General features: G+C 46.0%; 23 protein-coding genes. 13 read left to right on the top strand and 10 right to left on the bottom strand.

All coding sequences use genetic code 11. The annotated features are described in order from the left end of the window. Positions 1-326: 326 nt before the first annotated feature. The 7 genes from ftsX (at position 327) to H615_RS0119740 (ending at position 8,447) form a co-directional block, all read left to right on the top strand. Positions 327-1,220 carry a permease-like cell division protein FtsX gene (ftsX, locus tag H615_RS0119770; protein ID WP_027956754.1) on the top strand — a complete coding sequence of 298 codons (894 nt, stop codon included), beginning with the start codon at positions 327-329 and terminating at the stop codon, positions 1,218-1,220. Positions 1,221-1,270: 50 nt separating this feature from the next. Then, entirely contained in the window at positions 1,271-2,674 is a 1,404-nt protein-coding gene (locus H615_RS0119765) for a murein hydrolase activator EnvC family protein (protein ID WP_027956753.1), read from the top strand. Between the two features lie 476 nt (positions 2,675-3,150). Then, on the top strand, positions 3,151-4,116 hold the full coding sequence (locus H615_RS0119760) for a S8 family peptidase (RefSeq protein ID WP_027956752.1): 966 nt from the start codon (positions 3,151-3,153) through the stop codon (positions 4,114-4,116). A 371-nt stretch (positions 4,117-4,487) separates the two neighbouring features. After that, the gene (locus tag H615_RS0119755; RefSeq protein ID WP_027956751.1) at positions 4,488-5,678 is read left to right on the top strand and encodes a ParM/StbA family protein; all 1,191 of its coding nucleotides are present in this window, start codon (positions 4,488-4,490) and stop codon (positions 5,676-5,678) included. Positions 5,679-5,689: 11 nt separating this feature from the next. Next, positions 5,690-6,289: a hypothetical protein gene (locus H615_RS0119750; RefSeq protein ID WP_027956750.1), complete on the top strand. Its 600-nt coding sequence runs from the start codon at positions 5,690-5,692 to the stop codon at positions 6,287-6,289. A 92-nt stretch (positions 6,290-6,381) separates the two neighbouring features. Further along, the gene (locus H615_RS0119745; protein WP_035532813.1) at positions 6,382-7,071 is read left to right on the top strand and encodes an ABC transporter ATP-binding protein; all 690 of its coding nucleotides are present in this window, start codon (positions 6,382-6,384) and stop codon (positions 7,069-7,071) included. Continuing rightward, positions 7,068-8,447, top strand: coding sequence for a hypothetical protein (locus H615_RS0119740; protein WP_027956748.1), 1,380 nt, complete (start codon positions 7,068-7,070; stop codon positions 8,445-8,447). Before H615_RS0119745 ends, H615_RS0119740 begins: the two co-directional genes overlap by 4 nt. Positions 8,448-8,453: 6 nt before the next feature. Here the strand turns inward: H615_RS0119740 and H615_RS0119735 are convergent, their stop codons facing one another. Both H615_RS0119735 and H615_RS0119730 read right to left on the bottom strand, forming a co-directional pair. After that, positions 8,454-8,711, bottom strand: coding sequence for a hypothetical protein (locus H615_RS0119735; RefSeq protein ID WP_027956747.1), 258 nt, complete (start codon positions 8,709-8,711; stop codon positions 8,454-8,456). 74 nt (positions 8,712-8,785) lie between these two features. Beyond that, a complete protein-coding gene (locus H615_RS0119730; RefSeq protein ID WP_027956746.1) occupies positions 8,786-9,358 on the bottom strand; it encodes a biotin transporter BioY in 573 nt (190 codons plus the stop codon). Between the two features lie 253 nt (positions 9,359-9,611). On the opposite strand from H615_RS0119730, the gene H615_RS0119725 reads away from it, so the two are divergent. Next, entirely contained in the window at positions 9,612-11,522 is a 1,911-nt protein-coding gene (locus tag H615_RS0119725; RefSeq protein WP_027956745.1) for an LTA synthase family protein, read from the top strand. Between the two features lie 639 nt (positions 11,523-12,161). Here the strand turns inward: H615_RS0119725 and H615_RS0119720 are convergent. From H615_RS0119720 to H615_RS0119690, 7 genes are all read right to left on the bottom strand, one after another. Continuing rightward, a complete protein-coding gene (locus tag H615_RS0119720; RefSeq protein ID WP_027956744.1) occupies positions 12,162-12,938 on the bottom strand; it encodes a sulfite exporter TauE/SafE family protein in 777 nt (258 codons plus the stop codon). A 71-nt stretch (positions 12,939-13,009) separates the two neighbouring features. Beyond that, positions 13,010-13,240 carry a sulfurtransferase TusA family protein gene (locus H615_RS0119715; protein WP_027956743.1) on the bottom strand — a complete coding sequence of 77 codons (231 nt, stop codon included), beginning with the start codon at positions 13,238-13,240 and terminating at the stop codon, positions 13,010-13,012. Positions 13,241-13,305: 65 nt separating this feature from the next. After that, complete coding sequence (locus H615_RS0119710; RefSeq protein WP_027956742.1) at positions 13,306-14,436, bottom strand: MBL fold metallo-hydrolase; 1,131 nt, start codon at positions 14,434-14,436, stop codon at positions 13,306-13,308. Between the two features lie 36 nt (positions 14,437-14,472). Beyond that, the gene (locus H615_RS0119705) at positions 14,473-15,042 is read right to left on the bottom strand and encodes a sulfurtransferase TusA family protein (RefSeq protein WP_027956741.1); all 570 of its coding nucleotides are present in this window, start codon (positions 15,040-15,042) and stop codon (positions 14,473-14,475) included. A gap of 34 nt (positions 15,043-15,076) precedes the next feature. After that, positions 15,077-15,373 carry a rhodanese-like domain-containing protein gene (locus H615_RS0119700; RefSeq protein WP_027956740.1) on the bottom strand — a complete coding sequence of 99 codons (297 nt, stop codon included), beginning with the start codon at positions 15,371-15,373 and terminating at the stop codon, positions 15,077-15,079. A gap of 17 nt (positions 15,374-15,390) precedes the next feature. Continuing rightward, entirely contained in the window at positions 15,391-15,870 is a 480-nt protein-coding gene (locus H615_RS0119695; protein ID WP_027956739.1) for a DsrE/DsrF/DrsH-like family protein, read from the bottom strand. Positions 15,871-15,924: 54 nt separating this feature from the next. After that, the gene (locus H615_RS0119690) at positions 15,925-16,182 is read right to left on the bottom strand and encodes a metal-sensitive transcriptional regulator (protein WP_027956738.1); all 258 of its coding nucleotides are present in this window, start codon (positions 16,180-16,182) and stop codon (positions 15,925-15,927) included. A 144-nt stretch (positions 16,183-16,326) separates the two neighbouring features. On the opposite strand from H615_RS0119690, the gene H615_RS0119685 reads away from it, so the two are divergent. Beyond that, positions 16,327-17,040, top strand: a complete 714-nt coding sequence (locus H615_RS0119685) for a DUF421 domain-containing protein (protein ID WP_027956737.1) — start codon at positions 16,327-16,329, stop codon at positions 17,038-17,040. Between the two features lie 537 nt (positions 17,041-17,577). Here the strand turns inward: H615_RS0119685 and H615_RS0119670 are convergent. Continuing rightward, a complete protein-coding gene (locus H615_RS0119670; protein WP_027956735.1) occupies positions 17,578-17,961 on the bottom strand; it encodes a DUF302 domain-containing protein in 384 nt (127 codons plus the stop codon). A 139-nt stretch (positions 17,962-18,100) separates the two neighbouring features. Between H615_RS0119670 and H615_RS0119665 the strand changes: the two genes are divergently transcribed. From H615_RS0119665 to H615_RS0119650, 4 genes are all read left to right on the top strand, one after another. Continuing rightward, on the top strand, positions 18,101-18,841 hold the full coding sequence (locus H615_RS0119665; RefSeq protein ID WP_156896538.1) for a Cof-type HAD-IIB family hydrolase: 741 nt from the start codon (positions 18,101-18,103) through the stop codon (positions 18,839-18,841). 143 nt (positions 18,842-18,984) lie between these two features. Continuing rightward, entirely contained in the window at positions 18,985-20,148 is a 1,164-nt protein-coding gene (locus H615_RS0119660; protein ID WP_027956733.1) for an acyl-CoA dehydrogenase family protein, read from the top strand. Continuing rightward, positions 20,141-21,286, top strand: coding sequence for a thiolase family protein (locus H615_RS0119655; protein WP_027956732.1), 1,146 nt, complete (start codon positions 20,141-20,143; stop codon positions 21,284-21,286). The genes H615_RS0119660 and H615_RS0119655 overlap by 8 nt, the downstream gene beginning before the upstream one ends. After that, positions 21,283-22,050, top strand: a complete 768-nt coding sequence (locus H615_RS0119650) for a 3-hydroxyacyl-CoA dehydrogenase (RefSeq protein ID WP_027956731.1) — start codon at positions 21,283-21,285, stop codon at positions 22,048-22,050. Before H615_RS0119655 ends, H615_RS0119650 begins: the two co-directional genes overlap by 4 nt. Positions 22,051-22,111: the final 61 nt, after the last annotated feature.

Raw genomic sequence — 22,111 nt, 5'->3', positions numbered from 1 at the left:
CTGATTATATTTACCTGTAACGACTCCTGGATATGACGGATGATGTCGAAAAGAAACCCTGATATTACAGGGTTCTGTAAACTTATGAAACACAAATGTAATAATAATTTGTCTTTATTTAGCGAATATATTTGATATAATTAGTAGGGTAATTGAACGAGACGACCGAGACTACATAATTTTTTACAACATAGATCAACAAATATGAAAGATTGGTAGGAAGTGATAGAAATTGTTTGAAACGCATCACCGTATAACCGAAGACGCAGGCAGAATGAGGGACTTTCAAACCGTTATAAATCAGAAGTGCCGGGGTGACAGGAATTATGAAATTTAAAACGTTCGGCCGGCACGGAAAAGAAGGCGTCAAAAACATAACGAGAAACAAGTGGATGTCGGTAGCCTCCATCTCAGCGGTAACCGTAACCCTTCTGCTTGTCGGAGTTTTCGCGACACTTCTCCTGAACTTGAATGATATGGGAGAACAGATTGAGGAAGACGTCGAAGTCCGTGTTTTCATCGAGCGTACCGCAGATGAGGAAAGCCGTGAGAACCTGCAGGGTCAATTGGAAGACGTATCGGGTGTTTCCAGTGTGAATTTCCAGTCGAAGGATGAAGGTCTGGATAACCTGATCAATAGCATGGGAGATGAAGGGGAAGCCTTTGAATCTCTCAAAGATGAAAATCCATTGAACGACGTATACGTGGTGAAAACGGCAGATCCACAGGATACGATTCAGGTAGCTGAAACGATTGAAAGTTTTGATAATGTGGACAAAGTCGAGTATGCCAAAGAGACCGTAGAACGTTTGTTCAGCGTTATGGATGTAGCCAGAAACGTCGGGCTGGCGATTATCGCAGGGCTTTTATTTACAGCGATGTTTTTGATTGCGAATACAATCAGGATCACTATCGTAGCCAGGGGACGTGAAATCGAGATTATGAAAATGGTAGGGGCGACCAATTGGTTCATACGTTGGCCTTTCTTATTCGAAGGTATCCTAATTGGAATTCTTGGGTCGATTTTACCTATCGCCCTTGTGATCTTTGGTTATGATGCTCTCTACGATGAGATTACGACCAGATACCCTACTTTATTTATAGACTTACTGCCGGTTTACCCGTTTGTTTTTGAAGTATCTGCCCTGCTTGTCCTGATGGGGGTCACCATTGGACTTTGGGGAAGCTTTACGTCCATCCGTAAGTATTTGAAGGTTTAGAAAAATAGATGAATCATACACACAGGTGAGGAATCGGGGGAGGAAGAAGAGTGAAATCAAAAATCATTACAGCCGCTCTTACTGCCGGTCTGATTCTATCCGGTTTACCTGTTTCAACAACGGTTAATGCTGAAACAAATCAGGAAAAACTGGAAGAGAATAGACAACAGCAGTCTGAAAATGAGCAGGAAATTCAGGAAAAAGAAGATACAATCGCTGAACTGCAGGAAGATCAGGATGAAGTAGATGCTGAGATTGCACGTCTGGACGAGCAGACGATGGATACACTGGATAAAATCCAGACGAAAGAAAATGAAATCGCACAGACAAGAGAGAACATTGATCAGCTGAAAGAAGAAATTGCCGAGCTTGAAAAGCGCATTGAAGAGCGTGATGAACTTCTTAAAGAACGTGTGAAATCCATGCATCAAAACGGTGGAAGCGTGGATTACCTTGATGTTCTCATGGGCGCTGAAAGCTTCGGAAACTTTCTGGAGCGTGTCATGAGCCTGAACACGATTGCTACACAGGATAAGGAAATTCTGGAAGAGCATCTTGCTGATAAGCAGGCTGTGGAAGAAAAGAAAGCCCAAGTGGAAGAGGAATTGTCTTCCCTTGAAAGTAAATTGTCCGAGCTTGAAACATTAAAGCAGGAGCTTGAAAGTAAGAAAGAAGAAAAAGAAGCCTTGATGTCCACGCTTGAGCAGGAAGAAGAAGATGCTCATAACCACATGGTCAGCGTGGAAGAAGAACAGGAAACACTTGCTGCACAGGAAGCCGCTATTGAGAAGGAAATCGAGCGCCAGCGCCAGCTGGAACTTGAACGGAAGCGTAAAGCTGAAGAAGAAGCCAGAAAGAAGGCAGCAGCTGAAAAAGCCGCTGCAGAAAAAGCCGCAGCTGAAAAAGCGGCTGAGGAAGAAAAAGCAGAGGAGACTGTAAGCAGTGCCTCCTCCAATTCTTCATCTTCAAATAAATCCAGCTCATCTGATTCAAGCGAGTCTGAGAGCACGTCCAGTTCATCATCCAGCAGCAACAGTTCAGGATTTATCTGGCCTGCTAACGCACCTGCCGTATCTGAATATGACCGCAACCGAATCCACCCGATTTATGGGACACCTCGTCTTCACTCAGGGATTGATTTAGCTGCCGGAGGCACGATTCCGATACATGCGTCCGCATCAGGTACAGTTATCCGGGCTAACTATTCATCCAGTTATGGAAACGTGGTTATGATTTCCCACTATATGAACGGTCAGACGTTCACAACCGTTTATGCACACTTGAGAAGTACACCGGCTGTATCTGCCGGTCAAACGGTCTCTCAAGGCCAATTCCTAGGTAATATGGGAAGTACCGGTGATTCTACAGGGCAGCACCTTCACTTCGAAATTCACGAAGGTTCCTGGAATGGAAGCCGTTCAAACTCTGTAAACCCTAGAAAATATCTCCCATAAAGGGAAAGGAGCTGCATCGATATGAATCGGTGCAGCTTTTTTTTTATACTTTCAAAACGTTGATGTCCCTGTCAACGCTGCCTGCTTTTCATATTGTTTAATGCCTCGATGGTCTGTGGTGTGTAAATGAGCGGGTAAGTGTGCCTGACGGCTTAAATCTTGGCCGCATAAGGGACAGGTCCAATGGTCGTTCTGGCAGCTGTAGGATGCCCTGTGGCAGTGATGGCAAAGCTTCCTGTACATAAGGCAGGTCACTCCTTAATGATTTGTTCTTTATAAAGAACTTTTTTCTTTTATTATACTGAATTCTGCTTGGAATTCAATATAAAATACAATTGTTCTTTATATCATTTATGATTCTAAGGTCCTTATTTCAAAAACCCTCCGAAGTGGGTATATTTGGATGTTATAATGAAAGGAAGAATTACTCCATGAATGTACATCAACACCCTTTACCATAATGGAGGAGGATGTCCATGAGTCGGATGAAATTGATTCCTTACCGAACGGAAGCAATTTTAGAAACAACAAACGAGCGTCCGAAGGGAATACAGATGGTGGAAGCTGAAAGCCTATGGGAAGATTCGGATCAAGGAGCTGGAAGCGTTGTAGCGATCATTGATACAGGGTGTCAGCTTGATCATCCTGATCTCGAAGAGAACATTGTGGATGGACATAACTTTACTGATGATTATGGAGGGGACCCTGATAATTACTCAGACAACAATGGCCATGGGACACATGTAGCAGGGACCATTGCTGCAGTAGAGAATGGGGAAGGTGTCATAGGAACGGCACCTAAGTCAAAACTTCTCATCTTAAAGGTCCTATCAGAGGATGGGGGAGGGGAGTATGAATGGATTATTGATGCCATCCATTACGCCGTTAACTGGAGAGGCCCTAATCAGGAACGGGTGAGAGTGATATCGATGTCACTTGGAGGTCCTCAAGATACAAAACCCTTAAGAGAAGCTGTTAAAAACGCTGTCAGCCATGATGTATCCGTCGTCTGTGCTGCTGGCAACGAGGGAGATGGCAGGGAAGACACTATGGAGTACGGATATCCTGGAGCATATAATGAAGTCATTCAAGTAGGAGCCGTAGATGAACGGCGGGAACTGGCTGATTTTACAAATACGAACACCCAGCTTGACCTTGTGGCTCCCGGAGTTGATGTCCTTTCCACCTATTTAGAAGGAAAATATGCAAGGCTCTCAGGTACATCAATGGCCACTCCTCACGTCTCCGGGGGACTCGCTCTCCTTATTCCATTAGTTGAGAAGCAATTCAATCGATCGATGACGGAATCAGAAATATTCTCCCAGCTTATCAAACGTACGACTCCTCTTGGATACTCAAAAACAGCTGAAGGCAATGGGTTGATGACTTTAGCTTTAACGAAGAAATTGGAGGATTTGTTCAGCACTTATATGAAGCAGTAAAAAAAGACGATGCTTTCTGCATCGTCTTTTTTTACTTATCTTAGTCCACTCTATAGAAACGGCGAATATAACTCAGTCCGTGATTTTGTGTTGAAAAATGTAAAAAATATGAAAATGCTCTTATGTATACAATTTTGTTTGCAAGTATACAAAAAGAATACAAAGTGTTTGCGTTTATGTTTTCATGTACACAAAAGCGTGTACAAGCTGTCATATAGGCATGTGTGCAATTTTGTTTACAAGTATACGTTTTTGATTACTTGTGTGCATAAATGAACACGAAAAAAGGAGGATTGACTATTCTCTGATAGTTTTATAGATTCTAACTAAGGAGAGGTCATTTTAATAACTTATAAAAAGGAGAGCTGTTTATGACACATTCAAGAATTGCAGCGATCGATGTCGGTAATGATGCTTTGAAAGCAAATTTCGGGAAACTGGAATCTTCCCTTTATATTCCTAACGTGGTAGCGAGAGATTTGGAAGACCGTCCGGTTATCGGAATTGAGGATCTTGATGATAAAAATCCACTCGATAATCTACATATTCGGGTGCATTCCCCTGCCCTTAGGGAAAATAATGCGATTTACCGCGTAGGGAATCTAGCGACGAAAACAACAAACTCCACCGAGCTTGATCCAGGCAGCTATAAATCGGAAGAAGATCAGACTTTGATTATGCTGTTTGCATCCCTTGCCCTTGATGCGGTTTCTGGCAAAGGATCTCAGCAAGCTAAAAATAATGTAGTAGAAGCCAACTATACTCTCGGTACTGGTCTTCCCCTTCGTGAAGTCAAAGAAGGGAAGGACGTAGGATACCGTTCCCAGCTCCTCGGATCTGTCCACCAGGTTGAGTTTTTAGTAACCCCTAAATATCAAGGGATGAAAGTCAACCTTAAGTTTGACGAAGTGAAAGTTTATCCGGAAGGGTTCGCCGCCTATGTCAATCTTGTTATGGATAATGATTTGAACATTATTAACAAGGAGCTTGTGGACAAGCAGATTCTTATACAGGATATTGGTGGATTATCCACAGATATCGCGGTTATCCGCAACCGTAATGTGGATGATGATAAAGCACAGGGCTTCAACCTCGGTGTATCTGAATCACTGGAAATGATTCGTGATGAAATTTTGACGAAGCATGGAGTGGAACTCGACAGCCGCCGGGACGTAGTAGATATTATTACGAGGAAGAACGACCGTCATCACATTATGGTTCGCGGTAGCCGTACAAGTGTTCACGACATAACTGATCGTATTCTCCTTGAACTGGCTAAGAAACAATACCGCTACCTGCGCAATGTGTGGCAGAAAAATTCCCAGACAGAAATCTGCTATTTTGTTGGTGGAGGTTCTGCCGTTCTTAAGGAATATATCAAGATGTTGAACAATAAACTGGACGGATTTAATATTGAATTCTTCGAGGATGAGGAAGAGAGCATCTGGATGATGGCAAACGCTTATTACAAGCTGATTTCCGACTTTATCCGTAAGACGAACAAAAAACCAGCCGAACCGGCGAATAAAAAAGTGGAACAACAGGCCGGATCTTCCAAGTAAGGTGATCATTCATGAGTTCATCTAGAAAAAGTGTCGAACGGGGGCAGTCGATTACATTTCGTGTCCCCTCGGACACTCCGGATCATTTATTGAAACAATTGTCGCATTTGAAAGAGACGGAACGGCGCAATTTTTCCAGCCGTATTGCTCAGTTCGTTATGGACGGAGTGAATGAATCTCTTTCCAAGGATAAAGAAACGATTACAGTTCCCCTTCCGAAAGCCTTGTCGAAAGAGCAGAGAAACTGGATGAAGCATGAACATTCCGAAGCGTTGATCGGCAGTATCCTCCATCAACTCATCATGGATCCGGTTCGTGCCACAACACTACTGGCTTCCCTGAACAGCCGCGCTTATGATATAGATGAAGCCCTGTATCTTCAGGAAGAAATCGCTGCATCTGATGAACCTCAAGTTCCCGTTATTCCTGACGGAGAGGAAGCAGGAGAAGAGGTGCAGGAGCCGGTGTTGGATACAACCGGAGACGATGATTTGGATGGACTGGACCTTGGCCATTTCCAGGACGACCTCCGTGATGCGGAATCGTCGGAGGAGACCGAGGAAGAGGATGATGACCTGCTCGGAGATTTTCTTTCTAGGATGAATCAATAATCGTAAGCCCGCTCTTTACACAGGAGAGGGCTTATTTTTTTGAAACTTTTTATTGGAAAATTACGTAAACCATTGTACGAGGAGGGATATACTTGGTACTTCGTGTAGAGAACTGTTCAGTGGAAATTGGCGGAAATCCGATCTTACAACACGTGAATCTTCAGGCTTGGCCTGGAGAAATCCTTGCCTTGGTCGGTCATAATGGAGCAGGCAAATCGACGTTGATGAAAACGATGATTGGTATGAGAGGAAAGCTATCGGGGTTGATTAAGATTCAGCAGGAAAGCATGGATGACCATTTGAAGAACTATAAGCGTTTATTCAGTTATATCCCGGAAGAGCCGCTGCTGTTCAGTGAACTAACGACCCGGCAGCATTTTGATCTATACAGGCGGAGCTACTCCATTGATGAAGATATCTTTGCAGCCAGAGTTGATAGGTATATGGACGCCTTTGAAATCACAGACAAGAAGGATGACTATCCAGAAGCGTTATCTAAAGGGATGAGGCAGAAGGTTCAGACGATTTGTGCCCTCCTCCCTGATGTTCCTGTTTTGTTTATTGACGAACCTTTTATGGGCCTGGATGTATACGCTGGTCAATATTTAGAAGAAGAGTTGATTCGCAGAAAAGAACAGGGCATGACGATTATTCTGACCACTCACCAGCTGGACAAAGTGAAAGCTCTGGCAGATACATACGTCATGTTGAAAAATGGTTCTGTGTCTTCCTCCGGCCCTGTCGAATCTTTTGAGAGACTGGAAAGGAGGGAGCACAAATGAACAGGTCGGAGAGCTGGCAGGTTTTTCGGGTATTGAAACGAAGTCGTCGGCAGAAAAAAATGCTTTTGTATCGAAAGTCGTTTCATACGTTGTATGATCCTGTTGTATTTCTTTATGCCGGGGTCATGGCTGTTATATTATTCTTCATCAGTCTTGACTGGTTGAAAGATTTCACCCCGTTTTTTCAAACATTGGAAAAACGAGCCTTGATGTATCTCCCTTTTCTTCCCCTTGCTGTGTGGGTGAGAGCTTGTATGGCAGCTTTCAAGGACTCCTCGCTGCCTTTTACTTCATCAGAACTTCACCTCAGCCTTCTTCCTCATTCCAGACGGGACATTCTTTTTTATTTATACAGGGAGAAGGCAGGGAAGACCCTCCTTCTGGCAGCCGTTTTGCTATCGTCAGCCGGATGTTTAACTCCACTATCGTCAGCCTTTATCCTTTTATTTCTTATCGTGTATGGAGTCAGTCTTTTGTTTGAGGTGTGGATTCAATGGAGGTTATACAGCACACCGTGGTATATCAAACTGGTGCTTGCCGCTGCAGGGGGAATGGTTATAACGGCCGGCTATACTGCAGGATCCTTCCTTGGGCTGGTTATTGGAACACTGGTATGGGCTGCCGCAGCTTCCAGTGCCTGCTTTTATTATTATGAACCTTCCTGGGGCAGGATTGCGGAACGGAACGATGCAAAGGTTTGGAACCTGTGGCTGGTCAATCAAGTGACGAATGTCGCTGTGAAACCACCCAGGCGTTTTACGGCTGCTGTTCAGAGAAGGAGAAGCAGTTGGTTTTATCCTAAGCGTTTGTATGATCGGATCTGGCTGTCCCATGGAAAAGAATCCTACAACTATCTGATTTCTTCCCTAACAGCGGGCGTCCTTATTATAGTCGTAGTTCCACTTCAGGTGGACTGGATGATATTTTTAACGGTGCCGCTGGCTGCTTTTATCTTTGTTGAAGTGTCGACCAGTATCTTTCACAACTTTTTTAAACAGCCGACGGTATTTCGATTTATCCCAGTTGAGGATGAACAGCTCGCCCTTACTTATGTGAAATGGATGAACCCCCTGCTTGTTATTTATGGATGTGCGGTGATGGTTATTCAGGGGATGCTCGGTTTTTCTTTGGTTTCTTCGTGTATCCAGGCATTGGCCATTGCTTGTTGGACGGGTTATGACTTGAAAGGGAGCGTGTTGGAAGAGATGAAGAAAGTGAATGAAGAATCCTTTTATCCCGCTTCGTGGAATCGATTGGCGGGATATGTATTCACAGCCGCCGTTATGGTGTATCCACCTTCAGTTCTCCTTCTTATAGTCTTCTTTCTCACCCGGGGAGGGTTCCGTTTGAATATACGACGAAAAAGAACCCTCTGATTCTATTCAGGGGGTTCCATTCATACGCTGGTGTCCAGCAAATGCTATGAAAGAGGCTTCATCTTCAATCAGACCACAGGCCCCGCACTGGACCTTAATGGCGGGTCCTTGATAAGCGAGATGAAAGGCATCCATGGTCTCTGCAGTATAAGATGGGTGTTTCTCTCCAGTCTGCGGGTCCATCTTGACCGGCATTGCCTGCTGTTCAATGACGTTAAAGCGCGAACGGTTTGTTTTGCATCCCGGACATAAATAAGGTTTCAGATCAATCACCTCCAGGAATAGGCTTCCCGAAAGGCCGGTAATTATGAGTGCGCCTTATTTCCCGGGCAATAGAACTAGGAGGCTTCCTTAGGTGCGGATTGTTTAATGAACTGCCCGGCCACCAGTCTTTTTCTGACCGTAATGCCCAGCCAGGAGGCAAGAAAAGCCTTGATCAATCCGACCGCTATAAAAGGATAGGCACCGGTGGCAAGTGCTGCGGTCCAGCTTATATCCAGGACGAATTTCAACTGCAGGATTCCACATAGAAGAGTGATGACCATCCCGGCCGTATTCGCCGCCAACGCCCATCCTAAGTTGAATGACGTTTTTTCGAGGATATATCCAGTTATAAATGCACTGAGTATGAATCCAAAAATGTATCCTCCCGTCGGTCCGGCAAGAACCTGGGGTCCTCCGCTGAACCCTGCAAATACAGGCATTCCTACCGCACCCAAAGCCATATATCCAACCATAGCTGCTGCGCCCTGTCGGCTACCGAGAATCGTGGCGGTTAAACCGACCGCAAGTGTCTGGCCGCTGATTGGTACAACGGGAAGAGGGATTTCAACTTGAGCCATAATGGCCGTTATTGCGGCAAAAATCGCACTATTTAACAAAAATCGAAGCTTTCTGCTTTCGTAGGACATACATCAACCTCCTTTTGTAAACTTATTTTATAATAGGTTAACATAAAAAGGAGAGAAAATGACGAACTATGAAAAAATTATGTATAGATAGTAACTTTTAAGTGTCATAGGCCAAGAGGTTCATTTTTCCATGACAAACCTGTAATAAAACAAGGGTAAATGTGTCAGAGTTTTAAAACTATCGCCTTAATGGTACAAAAATGAAATAAGATGAGTTAAAATAGGGTAATGTAAAATTAACGGAGGTTTTACAATGTTTACAGGAAATAAATATATAAACAAAAAAACAGGACTGAAACTACTAGTCTATGCATTTGTGATCGGTCTATTCTGGTTGAAAATGTATTATATTCAAACAAACATTTTCACATTGGGTGTGGAGAATGCGAATGAGGCGAATATTCTGGCCTTCAACCCGCTCAGCAGTATATTCCTATTGTTCGGAGTTGGAATTCTGCTTGGACGCCGGCGAGGGATGTTTGGTGCCTACATTCTAGGATCCATCCTGCTTTATGTGAATGTGTTGTTTTATCGTGAATACAATGATTTCATCACTATTCCGATGTTAAATCAGGTAGCTAACCTGGCTGACCTCGGGGGAAGTATCACGACGATTATGAGTCCTGCTGACTTATGGTTGTTCGTTGATGTGATTGCTGCAGGCTTTCTGTTGTTTTATCTTAAACCTTCCCGTTTCCAAGCGTTCACACCGAAGCGGCCGGAGGGAATCGTTCTGGCCATCGTTGCTATTCCCCTGTTCATTGTAAACCTTCAATGGGCGGAGACAGAACGTACGGACCTGCTTGAACGAACATTTGACCGCAACATGCTTGTCAAATACATTGGTGTATTGAACTATCATGTGTATGATATTGTTCTTCAAGGGAAGACCGAAATGAAGAAAACGCTGGCGGACAGCAATGAGCTTGTTCCGGTTATTAACTATTTGAATGAAAATCAGACAGAAGACAGTGACAGGCTGGAAGGTGCAGCTGAAGGGAAGAACGTCATTGCTGTTTCACTGGAGAGTACACAGACCTTTGTGGTGGATAACACCCTGCACGGGGAGGAGCTGACCCCTTACTTCAACGACCTGAAAGAAGAAGGGATCTACTTTGATAACTTCTATCACCAGGTTAAACAAGGGCGGACGTCTGATTCCGAATTTCTACTGGCAAACTCCCTTTATCCTCTAAACCGTGGCGCCGTGTTCTTTACGCACTCCGGTAACGAATATAAAGCGATGCCGAGCGTACTTGGTGAAAATGGCTACTTTACAAATTCCATGCACGCCAATGATAAGACGTTCTGGAACAGAAACGTGATGTATGATTCGCTGGGGTATGATGAATTCTTCTCCAAGGAAGATTATGAGGTAACGACAGAAAAGTCCCACGGCTGGGGATATCTTGATGAATACTTCTTTGAAGATTCCTTGAACAAAATGCAGGAGCTGGATCAGCCTTTCTATTCTAAAATGATTACGCTGACCAACCACTACCCGTTCACACTTCCTGAAGAGTTGAAACTCATTGAAGAAGGCGAAACGAGCAGTGGTACGTTGAACCGTTACTTCCAAACCATCCGTTATCAGGATGAAGCGTTGAAAAAATTCGTCGAGGACTTCAAGAATTCAGAGCTGTATGACAATACAATTCTCGTCATTTATGGAGATCACTTCGGCATTTCCGAGAATCACCAGGAAGCGATGGGTGAGTATCTAGGAAAAGAAATAAATGAATATGAACAGTTCCAGCTTCAACGTGTTCCTTTCCTTATCTACGGGAAAGACATCGAACCTGAAGAGAATCATACGGTTGGTGGACAAGTTGACCTGCGTCCAACCCTCATGAACCTTTTAGGGATTGAAGATGAAAACCCTGTCCAATTCGGTCATGACCTGCTGGATGAAGACCGCCGTCAGCTGATGATTACACGAGACGGAAACTTTGCCAACGAAGAATACGTTGGTATTCAAGGGACATGCTATGATCGTGAAACAGGAGAAGAAGTCGAAGATGGAGCTGCCTGTGAAGATGGCTTCACGGCCGCACAGGAAGAATTGGAGATGTCCGACTCCATCGTATACGGCGACCTGCTTCGCTATCTGGACGAAACGGAATTGGTCACAGAAGATGAACAGTCTCAATCGAACGAAGAATAAACCAAATCCCTCTGCTTGAAAGCAGAGGGATTTTTTTATGCCCTGCACTCAATAGAAAAGGTTTCCTAAAGTAGATGGGCATGTTCACCTCATAGATCAAGGGCGATGACTTCGAAGAACTTTCATATGGGTGGGGTTATACCCTTTCACTACACAAACGTCTTTAAAATGGAGGTAAGGTACCGGTAAATGAGGTGGCCACTCCTCCTGACCGGGTACAAGTTACATGTTTCCTATACCAGTAAGAAGATGCCGCTGGTATATGTGTATACAAACCTTTTGGCTTCGCTGTCATGAGGTATCTGGTTTGTTCTCCAGTTGTTGTAAGGAAGTATACTATGCTGCTTCTATGACTTCAAAACGCAAAAAAAGGGAGATTTTCTGTAAAAAGAAAATCTCCCTTTTTTCAGGCTTATAATTGGTTCGGTTATGAGGAGCTTATCGGTGGTGACACCTGCGGGGAAAACATGCGCCGAAGTTCCATTTGGGCAGGTAATCTTCCTGTCCAAATCAGCTGAGGCCGTGCCCGCGGCAAGCATCCACCGATAAGCGGAACATGACCGTCACCAGTTCATGTGAAAAGTACAATGGATAAGAAATCATTTATCGATCGTTCGAAAAGAACGGAGAGGGTCCTTTTTAAAAGATGTCCATCCAGATCTTAACCGTCGATGCCAGGATCAGGACAGCAAGGACCGTCTGGAGAATCTTTGTATTCACTTTTTTACCAGCAGATGCTCCGAGAGGGGCTGCAATCAAACTAGCCACAATCATAATAGCAGCAGGCGCGTACTCCACCTGCCCGGTTGTAACCTTCCCAATCGTAGCACCAATGGAAGAAATGAACGTAATCGCCAGAGAAGAAGCAATCGTCATTCTTGTTGGGATCTTTAATACGACAAGCATAATCGGTACAAGCAGGAAAGCTCCGGCCGCACCGACGATCCCAGCTCCAATCCCAACAATCAGCGCAAGCCCGGCGGCCAGCGGTCGGTTAAATGTCACGTCGTCCATCTCCTGGTCATCCAGTCCATTTTTCGGAATAAACATCATAACGGTAGCAATAAGGGCGAGGATTCCGTAGACAAGGTTGATGCCTGCTTCCGGCATGAAGCGCGACCCGTACCCTCCGATAAAGCTCCCGATCAGAATGCTGATTCCCATATAAATAATCAGCGGCTTATTTAAGTAACCGCCTTTCCGGTATGCCCACACACCGCCGATGGTGGCAAAGAACACCTGGACGGCACTGATTCCGGAAACTTCATGAGAGGTGAAGGCTGTAAAACCGACAAGGGGTGGAATATAAAGCAGCATCGGATATTTTATGATCGATCCGCCAATTCCGAGCATGCCTGATACATAGGAACCGACAAAACCGATAAGGAAAATTGTAAGGATAAATCCAAATTCCATGAAGGTGACCTCCTTAAAAAAGGGAACCTCTACCGGTTCCCTCTGCATTTTTTATACGTGAATCTGTGTGCTTACTCGCCTTTTTGAATCCAGAACTTGAATAAGCCGTCTTCTTCTTCATGTTTCAGCAGTTCATGACCGCCGGACTTTGCCCATGCTGTCAAATCGCTTTTCGCACCTTTATCCGTAGCGTGAATTTCAAGAACTTCACCGGCTTCAACGTCTTTCATCGCTTTCTTTGTTTTTACAATTGGCATTGGGCATGCCAGACCTTTTGCATCAAGTACTTTTGCTGCGTTCATATTGTTTCCTCCTCATTTGTAGTTGGTTGCATGCGCCCGTAGTGGACGGACGCATGTGGAATGGTTTACCTTACAGCACAGCGGTTTGGTCCAATTTCCATTTCCCGCTGTTCTTCATGGTCGGGGCTGATTTTCCCCATATTCGTTTCGCGGATTTGTTGATAGGCATTCGGCTGTGGAGGAAGGTTTTCTGTAACCATACGGCGGAATTCCTCTTCATTCGTTATATTCAAGCCGTGGTTGCGGGAAAACAAAGTTCCCAGCCTTTCCGCTACCGTGCCGTCCTCGTTCAATTCATCCATGATCATGAAGTGGGCAGGAAGGACGATGAGTTCATCAGAGAGCTCCTTATAACGGGTATATAGTGTTTCCCTCAGGTCGCCTACCCAGTCTTCAGCCTTTCCAGCCAGATCTGGGCGTCCGATGGAGTCGATGAATAGAATATCTCCTGTCATCAGAAATTTATCATCTACAACAAAAGATGTGGACCCGATCGTGTGTCCTGGTGAATACAGGGCATGAATATCAATATGGGACTGACCGATCTGCACATGATCCGCATCCCGGAGCGGCTGATAGTTGAAGACAACTTCGCCGGCATCCTCCGGTGGCAGCCAGTAAACTGCTCCCGTCGTCTCTGCAAGGCGGCGCCCCCCGGAAATATGGTCCGCATGGAGATGGGTATCGAAAACATTCGTAATCGTTACCCCGAGCTTTTCAGCAAACTCTGTGTAGGCTTCGGTCATCCTTACCGCATCAATGATGGCTGCTTCGCCTCCGGATGTGACCATATAGGAAAGGCACCCTTTCCCAAGGCGGACAAACTGATACAGTTCACCACCATCTTTAAGGTCACTGACTTTCCTTGGTTCTAAATGTTCACTCCAGGCTTTCATGCCGCCCTCTACGGAATAAACGTCAGTCAGCCCTTCCTCAACCAACATCTCCGCAACCATTTGTGAAGAGCCGCCTTTGGCGCAGATGACAGCAATCGGCTGATTCTTCGGAAGTTGTTCCATGATCTCTTCGACACCATCAAGCAAATCGAAATAGGGAACATTCAAATAGGAAAAATTCCCGCTTTCAATTTTCCAATCCTGGTAGGCATCTTTAGTGCGGACATCCAAAAGGAACAGTTCTTCGTTATCCAGGACTTTATGAGCAATGTCTTGTATCGTCATATTTTTTACTGTCATATTTTTACCCCCTTGGGTATTAATTTTGTCAAAAAATTATTGATTCAGTGATTTGGTTTCTCCGTTCCAGCCGCTCATACCAGGAACTACGTTATAGACTGCGCCGAATCCTTTAGAGGTGAGGTTTTGGGCAGCCAGGTCACTCCTGCTCCCAGTCCGGCAGACCGTATAAAGCGTCTTATTCTTATCCAGTTCATCGGCACGATCATCAAGTTCACCCAAAGGAATGGAGACAGCCTCAGGAATATGATGGAAGGCATATTCTGCCGATTCGCGCACATCCACAATGACGGAGTCGGGATTTGAGCGGGCAGCTTCCAGTTCTTCGTTGTTTACGACATCCGGATGCGTCGTCTCTACAGCTTCCTCATCACTTGATTTACGCACGTAGTGCTTGAGGATTCCGTCTTCTTCAATGGTTCCCAGGTACTGATGACCGGCACTTTTCGTCCAAGCCTGCAGGTCGGCTGTGGACCCTTTATCTGTGGCTTGGACTTCAAGCACCTGTCCCGGTTCCATATCTTTCATCGATTTTTTTGTTTTCACAATCGGCATCGGGCAGGCTAATCCTTTGGCATCCAGTGTTGCATTTGTTTTCATATCCATGTCAATTCCTCCTCTACCCTTAAGGGTGGTGTTTTTATTTTGTCGGCCCTTCCCAGCTCATCATGCCGCCTTCCATGTTTGTTATATCAAACCCTTTTTCTTCAAGGATCTGGCTGGCACGGCCGCTGCGTCCACCTGAACGGCACACCATGATATAAGGTTTTTCTTGATCAAGTTCGTCTGCACGGTCTGCAATGGAACCCAGCGGAATGTGCGTGGCACCAGGGATCATACCTTCTGCGACTTCTTCGTCTTCACGAACATCTACAATGTTTAAAGTTTTACCTTCATTCAGCTTTTGTTCTACTTCTTTTGCGGTCAATGTCTTCATTCTTTATTCCTCCTTGATTATATAAACAGGTTAACAGCGCCGTCTTCAGCATCAGCGAGATAGGCAGCTACGCCGGCATATTGAATGTCATCCATCAGTTCTTCTTTCTGCAGTCCTAAAAGGTCCATGGTCATCGTGCAGGCCACAAGGTTTACATCTTGTTCCTGGGCCATGTCGATCAAATCCGGCAGCGGCATAACGTTATGCTTTTTCATGACGTCCTTGATCATCTTGGGGCCGAATCCGGCAAAATTCATTTTGGAAATCCCCATTTTATTTACCCCTCTAGGCATCATCCGGCCGAACATTTTCTCCAGGAAATTTTTCTTTAATTGGATGGGTTCGTCTTTCCGTAACGCATTCAATCCCCAGAATGTGTGGAAAATGGTGACTTCATGATCGTAGGCCGCAGCCCCGTTGGCAATGATGTAGGCGGCCATTGCTTTATCATAATCCCCGCTAAATAAAATGATATTCGTCTTCTTTGTCTCGGACAATGTTATATCCTCCTTATACTATATACACCATAGGGTATATGAAATGCTAAAAAATTATCTGCTTTTGACGAGCAGTTGAACAGCCTCATTGATAGAGGCTTCTTTATCTTCCTGTTGATCGGCTTCCTGGATGCACTCCACAAGGTTGGAACTTACAACAAGCCCAATCGTCCGGTCAATGGCACTCCGTGAAGCAGAAAGCTGCGTAATGACATCTTTACAGTCTTTATCTTCTTCCATCATCTTCAATACACCCCGCAGCTGGCCTTCGAGACGCTTGACTCTGTTCTTCATGGCGTCATTATACTCCATGTTTTTCCCTCCTTGTGAAGATGTTTGCTGTTGAACAGTACATGACACATCATATACCCCTATAGGTATAATGTCAACACCTTCGTCTGAATCAATGGATAGGACGAGAAGGAAGGGTGAAGCTAGGAAAGGAGGTGAGGGTCCATGGATTTATGGAAAGACCTGGTCATTGTCGTGCTTCGGATTGTTACGATTCTCCCGCTGATGCTCGGGGTTGGGATTTTTATGGGGAAACGGTCGATCGGGGAACTGCCGGTCTTTGATTTTCTCGTCGTGCTTGTTTTAGGTTCTGTTGTTGGCGCAGATATCGCGGATCCGGATATCGACCATATACATACGGTTGCTGCCATTATTGTAATAGCCCTGCTCCAGAAATTTATTGTTACGGTCAAGCTGAAAAACAGGAAGCTGGGCAGACTGCTGACATTTGAACCGACCATTGTCGTTTATGAAGGAAAAATGGTGGAGAAAAACCTCCAGCAGATCCGTTATTCTATTGATAACATTACTCAGATGCTTCGCGAACAGCAGGTCTTCGATCTCACTCAGGTGGAGCTTGGTATCGTGGAGGCCAACGGGCAGTTATCCGTGAAATTAGTGCCTGAAAAAGAACCGCCCACACGTGAGGATTTCCAGATGCCTTTAAGGGGAGGGGGGTATGATATCCCCATCATTCTTGATGGAACCCTCCAGCTTGATATCCTCCAGAGAATGGGGCGTGACCGTCGGTGGCTGGAATCAGCGCTGGGAGATCATCAGGTAGCAGATGTTTTCTTCGGAGCTTTAACAAGTGAAGGAGAATTTCATTACTCGTTAAAAGGAAGTCCTCCAGACAACCTTCCTCCGCTGAATCATTAAATAAGAGCTGCCACAAGGCAGCTCTTCAGATTATAGAAATAGTACTTTTCTTCTAGTGGAACTGGGGTTGTCATTTGTGGCTGGTCAAGTTCCGCTTATCGGTGGATGAATGCTCCTCGTGTCGACGTTAGAATATAGAGGAGAGAAATTGTGCACGAAGCAGCTTCACAGATTCAAAAGAACGGCATGGGCTGCGCTGTTGCCGGTTGCGTGGAGAATAAAAAGGGAAAGAACAGGCGTTGATACGGCTGCCTGCCGGACTATGAAAAAGATTATCCGACATCCAGCAAGGGTGAGCGGGGTGAAGGAGAGTCTTTTGCGATGTTAAAGAACTCCCAGGGAGCGGTGCCCCTTCCACTCCTGCGGAAGAACGAGTGGTCCGAGATCGCCGAGCGTGGGTTTTGCGAGGAAGCTCGGGCGCTCTTCCGCGGAAAGGCAAGGGGATTTCGCTCCTGGCGGGAAGAAAGAAAAAAGCTTGTAAAGAAACAGAGGTTTCTCTACAAGCTGAGAGCTGCCACGAGGCAGTTCTTTTTACCCTTATATCGATTTGTCCATACAGCGGATCAAACGTGATTCAATATCTTCAGCCATGGCAAGAATTTGGTCGTCATTCACCATTTGTGTAAGAGAGGATGGTTTGGGCATCCCGATCCTTGTTTGCTGCTGCTCTTTATAAACAACCATTTTACAAGGAAGGAAGTATCCAGCCATTTTGTTCTGCTCCAGGACACGCTGGGCTTCTTTTGGATTGCACACTTCAAGAACCCTGAAATCGTCCTCAAAATCCAAGCCTTTCTCGTTCAACTTTCCCTTCAGGTCGAAATTCCAAAGGACACCGAACTGTTCCTCTTTCAAATTCGCTTCCAGGCTTTCGACTGCCTGATCTACGCTTTTTTCTGTTTCAACCGTATAATGAAACATGTTCTCCCTCCTTATGAATTCTCCTTTACCATACCCATTGCGGTATGTTGTTAATCATGGGCGATCGGAAAGGTGTGAATTGTAAGAAGGCCGGCCTTATATTAAAATGGAGTGTAGATATAGAGAGGACGTGACTGGAATGGCAGAAGATATCAAATTAATAGCCCTTGACCTTGATGGTACGTTGGTGAATCACGCAGGAGAGGTGTCAGAAGCCAACGCTGCTGCTGTGAAAGAGGCGAAGGAGAAGGGGATCCATGTGGTCCTGAGCACAGGACGCTCCCTTTCCCGGTGCCGGAATATTTCTGAAGCGCTTGGACGCTCGTCGTACATTGTCACCATTAATGGTGGAGAGATTTATAATCATGATTACGAATTGGTGGATCAGACGAAGCTCGATCACAGCCATGTGAATCGTTTGTGGGAATTGAAAAAGGAACATGGCCTTTATTTCTGGTCATCAACGGTCCAGGGGCTGTATAATACGCAGAATCCTTTTGACAATGAAATTGAAGACTACGACTGGCTCAAATTCGGTTTCGATATCGAAGATGATGAGGTCCGTCAAGTGATCCTGGATGAGCTTCAGGCCAATGATGCGTTGGAAGTGACGAATTCAAGTCCTACCAATATTGAGGTGAATCCCGTAGGCGTCAACAAGGCAGCGGCCTTGTTGAAAGTGTGCCAGTGGCTCGATCTTGATATGAAGAATGTCATGGCTGTCGGCGACAGCATGAATGATATAGCCATGATCCGGGAAGCGGGTCTGGGTGTAGCGATGGGCAATGCTCAGCAGATTGTCAAAGATGAAGCATCTTTTGTAACGACATCAAACAGCGAGGACGGCGTAGCCGCAGCAATTAAAAAAGTTATAGAATAACGAACAAAACCAGTCCGGCAAGGGCTGGTTTTTTTTGTCATTCGAAGCAGAAAAACAATTTTTTGTAAGCGTTTTCCGACAAGGGCAGGAAAAACGAGGGAGAGAGGAGAAATAGGTGCTTAGTACAGGCGGGGAGGGTGGACATGAAAGCAGGATACATAACAGAAGAACATGAAATGCTCCGAGCTTCCTTCAGGAAATTTTTGAAAAGGGAGGCACTCCCATACTATGAGGAATGGGAGAAAAAGGGGGAAGTGCCCCGGGCCTTTTGGAGAAAACTCGGGGAGCAGGGCTATTTGTGTCCATGGCTTAGTGAAACCTATGGCGGGATGGAGGCAGATTTCGGTTATTCTGTCATTATTAACGAGGAGCTTGAAAAAGTAGGAACCGGTTTAATTGGAGTCGGCCTTCACAATGATATTGTCGTTCCTTATCTGGAAGCCTATGGAACGGAAGAGCAGAAGACAAGGTGGCTGCCGAAATGTGTGACAGGAGAGGTGATCACAGCTGTTGCCATGACGGAACCGGGAGCGGGATCCGACCTTGCTGGCATTCGTACAACAGCAGTAAAGAAGAATGATACGTATGTCATGAATGGAGAAAAGACATTTATTACAAATGGGATTCATGCTGATTTAATTGTCGTCGTCTGTAAAACAGATCCTCAGGCTTCCCCGCCGCACAAAGGGATCAGCCTGTTCGTTGTCGAACGGGGGACGCACGGTTTTTCAAGGGGAAGGAAACTTGAAAAAGTCGGACTGCACAGTCAGGATACCGCGGAATTAGTTTTTGAGGATGCCATCGTCCCTTCCTCCCAGCTGCTGGGAAAAGAGGGAGAGGGATTTTATTATTTGATGAATCAGCTGCAGCAGGAGCGGCTGATTGTAGGCATCGGGGCTGTTGCGGCCTGCGAACGGATGTTGGAAATAACCGTGGATTACGTCACTCAGCGTCAAGCTTTCGGAAGGTCCATCGCTTCTTTTCAAAATACTCAGTTCAAACTGGCTGAGCTTCATACAGAAATTGAAATCGGCCGCACTTTTCTGAACCGGACGATTGAAGCTCATATGCAGGGAGAAGACATTGTAAAGGAAGTATCGATGTCCAAATGGTGGACGACAGAACTCGTGAAAAAGACAGCCATGGAGTGCATGCAGCTCCACGGCGGCTATGGATATATGGAAGAGTATGAGATTGCCAGGAGGTTTCGTGATGCCCCTGTAACGGCTGTCTATGCAGGGTCCAATGAAATCATGAAAACCATTATTGCGAAGAAGATGGGATTGGGAGGATCAAAGCATGAATGAAGTCGTAATTGTTGAAGCGGTTCGAACGCCTGTAGGGAAAAGGAATGGCGTGTTAAGTTCTATCCGCCCGGATATGCTTTTGGCCGGCGTTTTAAATGAGGTCGTAGAAAGAGCCGGTATTCCAAAGGGAGCCGTGGAGGATGTGATTGCGGGTTGTGTGTCCCAGGTGGGGGAGCAGGCCGGTGACATTGCCAGAATTGCAGCCTTGACGGCCGGATTTCCTATTGAAGTTCCTGGGGTAACCCTTGACCGTCAGTGCGGATCCAGCCAGCAGGCTGTTCATTTCGGCGCACAGGCGATTGCATGCGGCGACATGGATGTCGTTATTGCCTGTGGTGTTGAAAGCATGTCCCGTGTCCCGATGTTTTCAAACATGAAAGGGATCTCCTTCAACGAGATGCTGACGGAGCGCTTTGACATGATTAACCAAGGGGTATCAGCGGAAAGAATCGCCGAACAATGGAAGCTTACGAGGGAAGAGCTGGATGCTTATGCAGCAGAAAGCCACCACCGGGCTTTGGCAGCCATCCAGGCAGGGCATTTTCATAAGGAGATCATGGCTGTGGAAACAGAGGCCGGACGGGTTGAAGTGGATGAGGGGCCCAGACAAGGGACATCTGTGGAAACTTTATCCACCCTGACGGCGGCCTTTCAGGAAGGCGGCTGCATTACAGCAGGGAATGCCAGCCAAATTAGTGACGGCGCGGCAGCTATCCTGCTGATGTCGAAAGATAAAGCGGAACAGTTCGGACTGACCCCGAAAGCAAAAGTCCTTGCCCGTGCAGTGGTGGGATCAGATCCAACGCTCATGTTAACAGGGCCGGTTCCAGCAACCTGGAAGGTGTTGAAAAAAGCCGGATTGAGAATAGAGGATGTGGATGTGTTTGAGGTGAATGAAGCCTTTGCGCCCGTCCCGATGTTCTGGATGAAAGAGACCGGAGTATCTCATCAGAAATTGAATGTCAACGGTGGAGCGATCGCTTTAGGACATCCGCTCGGGGCTACTGGAGCCAAGTTGATGACGAGCTTGGTTCACGAATTAGAACGAACGGATAAGCGTTACGGATTGCTCGCTGTGTGTGAAGGACATGGCATGGCTAATGCCACAGTGGTGGAAAGGGTGGGGAGGCGGTCATGAATGTATCAGGTATGACAGCATTCATCACAGGCGGAGCTTCTGGACTTGGAGAGGCTGTTGCCCGGAAAATCATCCGGCAGGGCGGCTGTGTAGTGATTGTTGATCAGAATGAAGAGAAAGGAAAGGCACTTGCGCGTGAACTTGGAAGCCGGTCGCTTTTTATGCAGACGGATGTAACATCTGAGACAGAAGTCCAACAGGCTTTGGAGAACGGGGTGGATGTGTTTGGGGGCATTCAAGCGGTGGTCAACTGTGCCGGTATTGTCACGGCTGAAAAAGTAACAGGCAGAGAGGGGGCCCACTCTCTGGATTCGTTCCAGAGGGTCATCCAAGTCAATTTGATAGGCACCTTTAACGTCATCCGCCTGTCTGCTGAAGTTATGCAGAAAAATGAAGCTGTTGAAGACGGTGAACGGGGCGTCATCATCAATACTTCTTCTGTCGCTGCTTTTGAAGGCCAGATCGGTCAGGCGGCCTACAGTGCCTCAAAAGGAGGCGTTGCCGGGATGACGCTTCCTGTTTCCAGAGAGCTGGCACGCTGGGGTATCCGTGTGATGGCCATTGCACCCGGACTTTTTGAAACGCCGATGTTCGACCGTCTTCCGGAACAAGCTAGAGAAGCTCTCGGTCAAATGACACCATTTCCGAAGCGGCTGGGAAAACCTTATGAATTTGCCAATCTGGTTGTAAGCATCATAGAAAATTCTATGTTGAATGGGGAGGTGATCCGCCTGGACGGAGCCATACGGATGCAGCCGAAATGATTCTTCCGTGTCCTTGATTTCCTTGTTGAACCGGCAGAAAAGCCACGGGTAAAAACGAAAA

It is taken from the genome of Halobacillus kuroshimensis DSM 18393, from assembly GCF_000425705.1.
In the GTDB taxonomy this organism is placed as follows: Bacteria; Bacillota; Bacilli; order Bacillales; family Halobacillaceae; genus Halobacillus; species Halobacillus kuroshimensis.
This window is presented reverse-complemented; position numbering and strand designations above follow the sequence as displayed.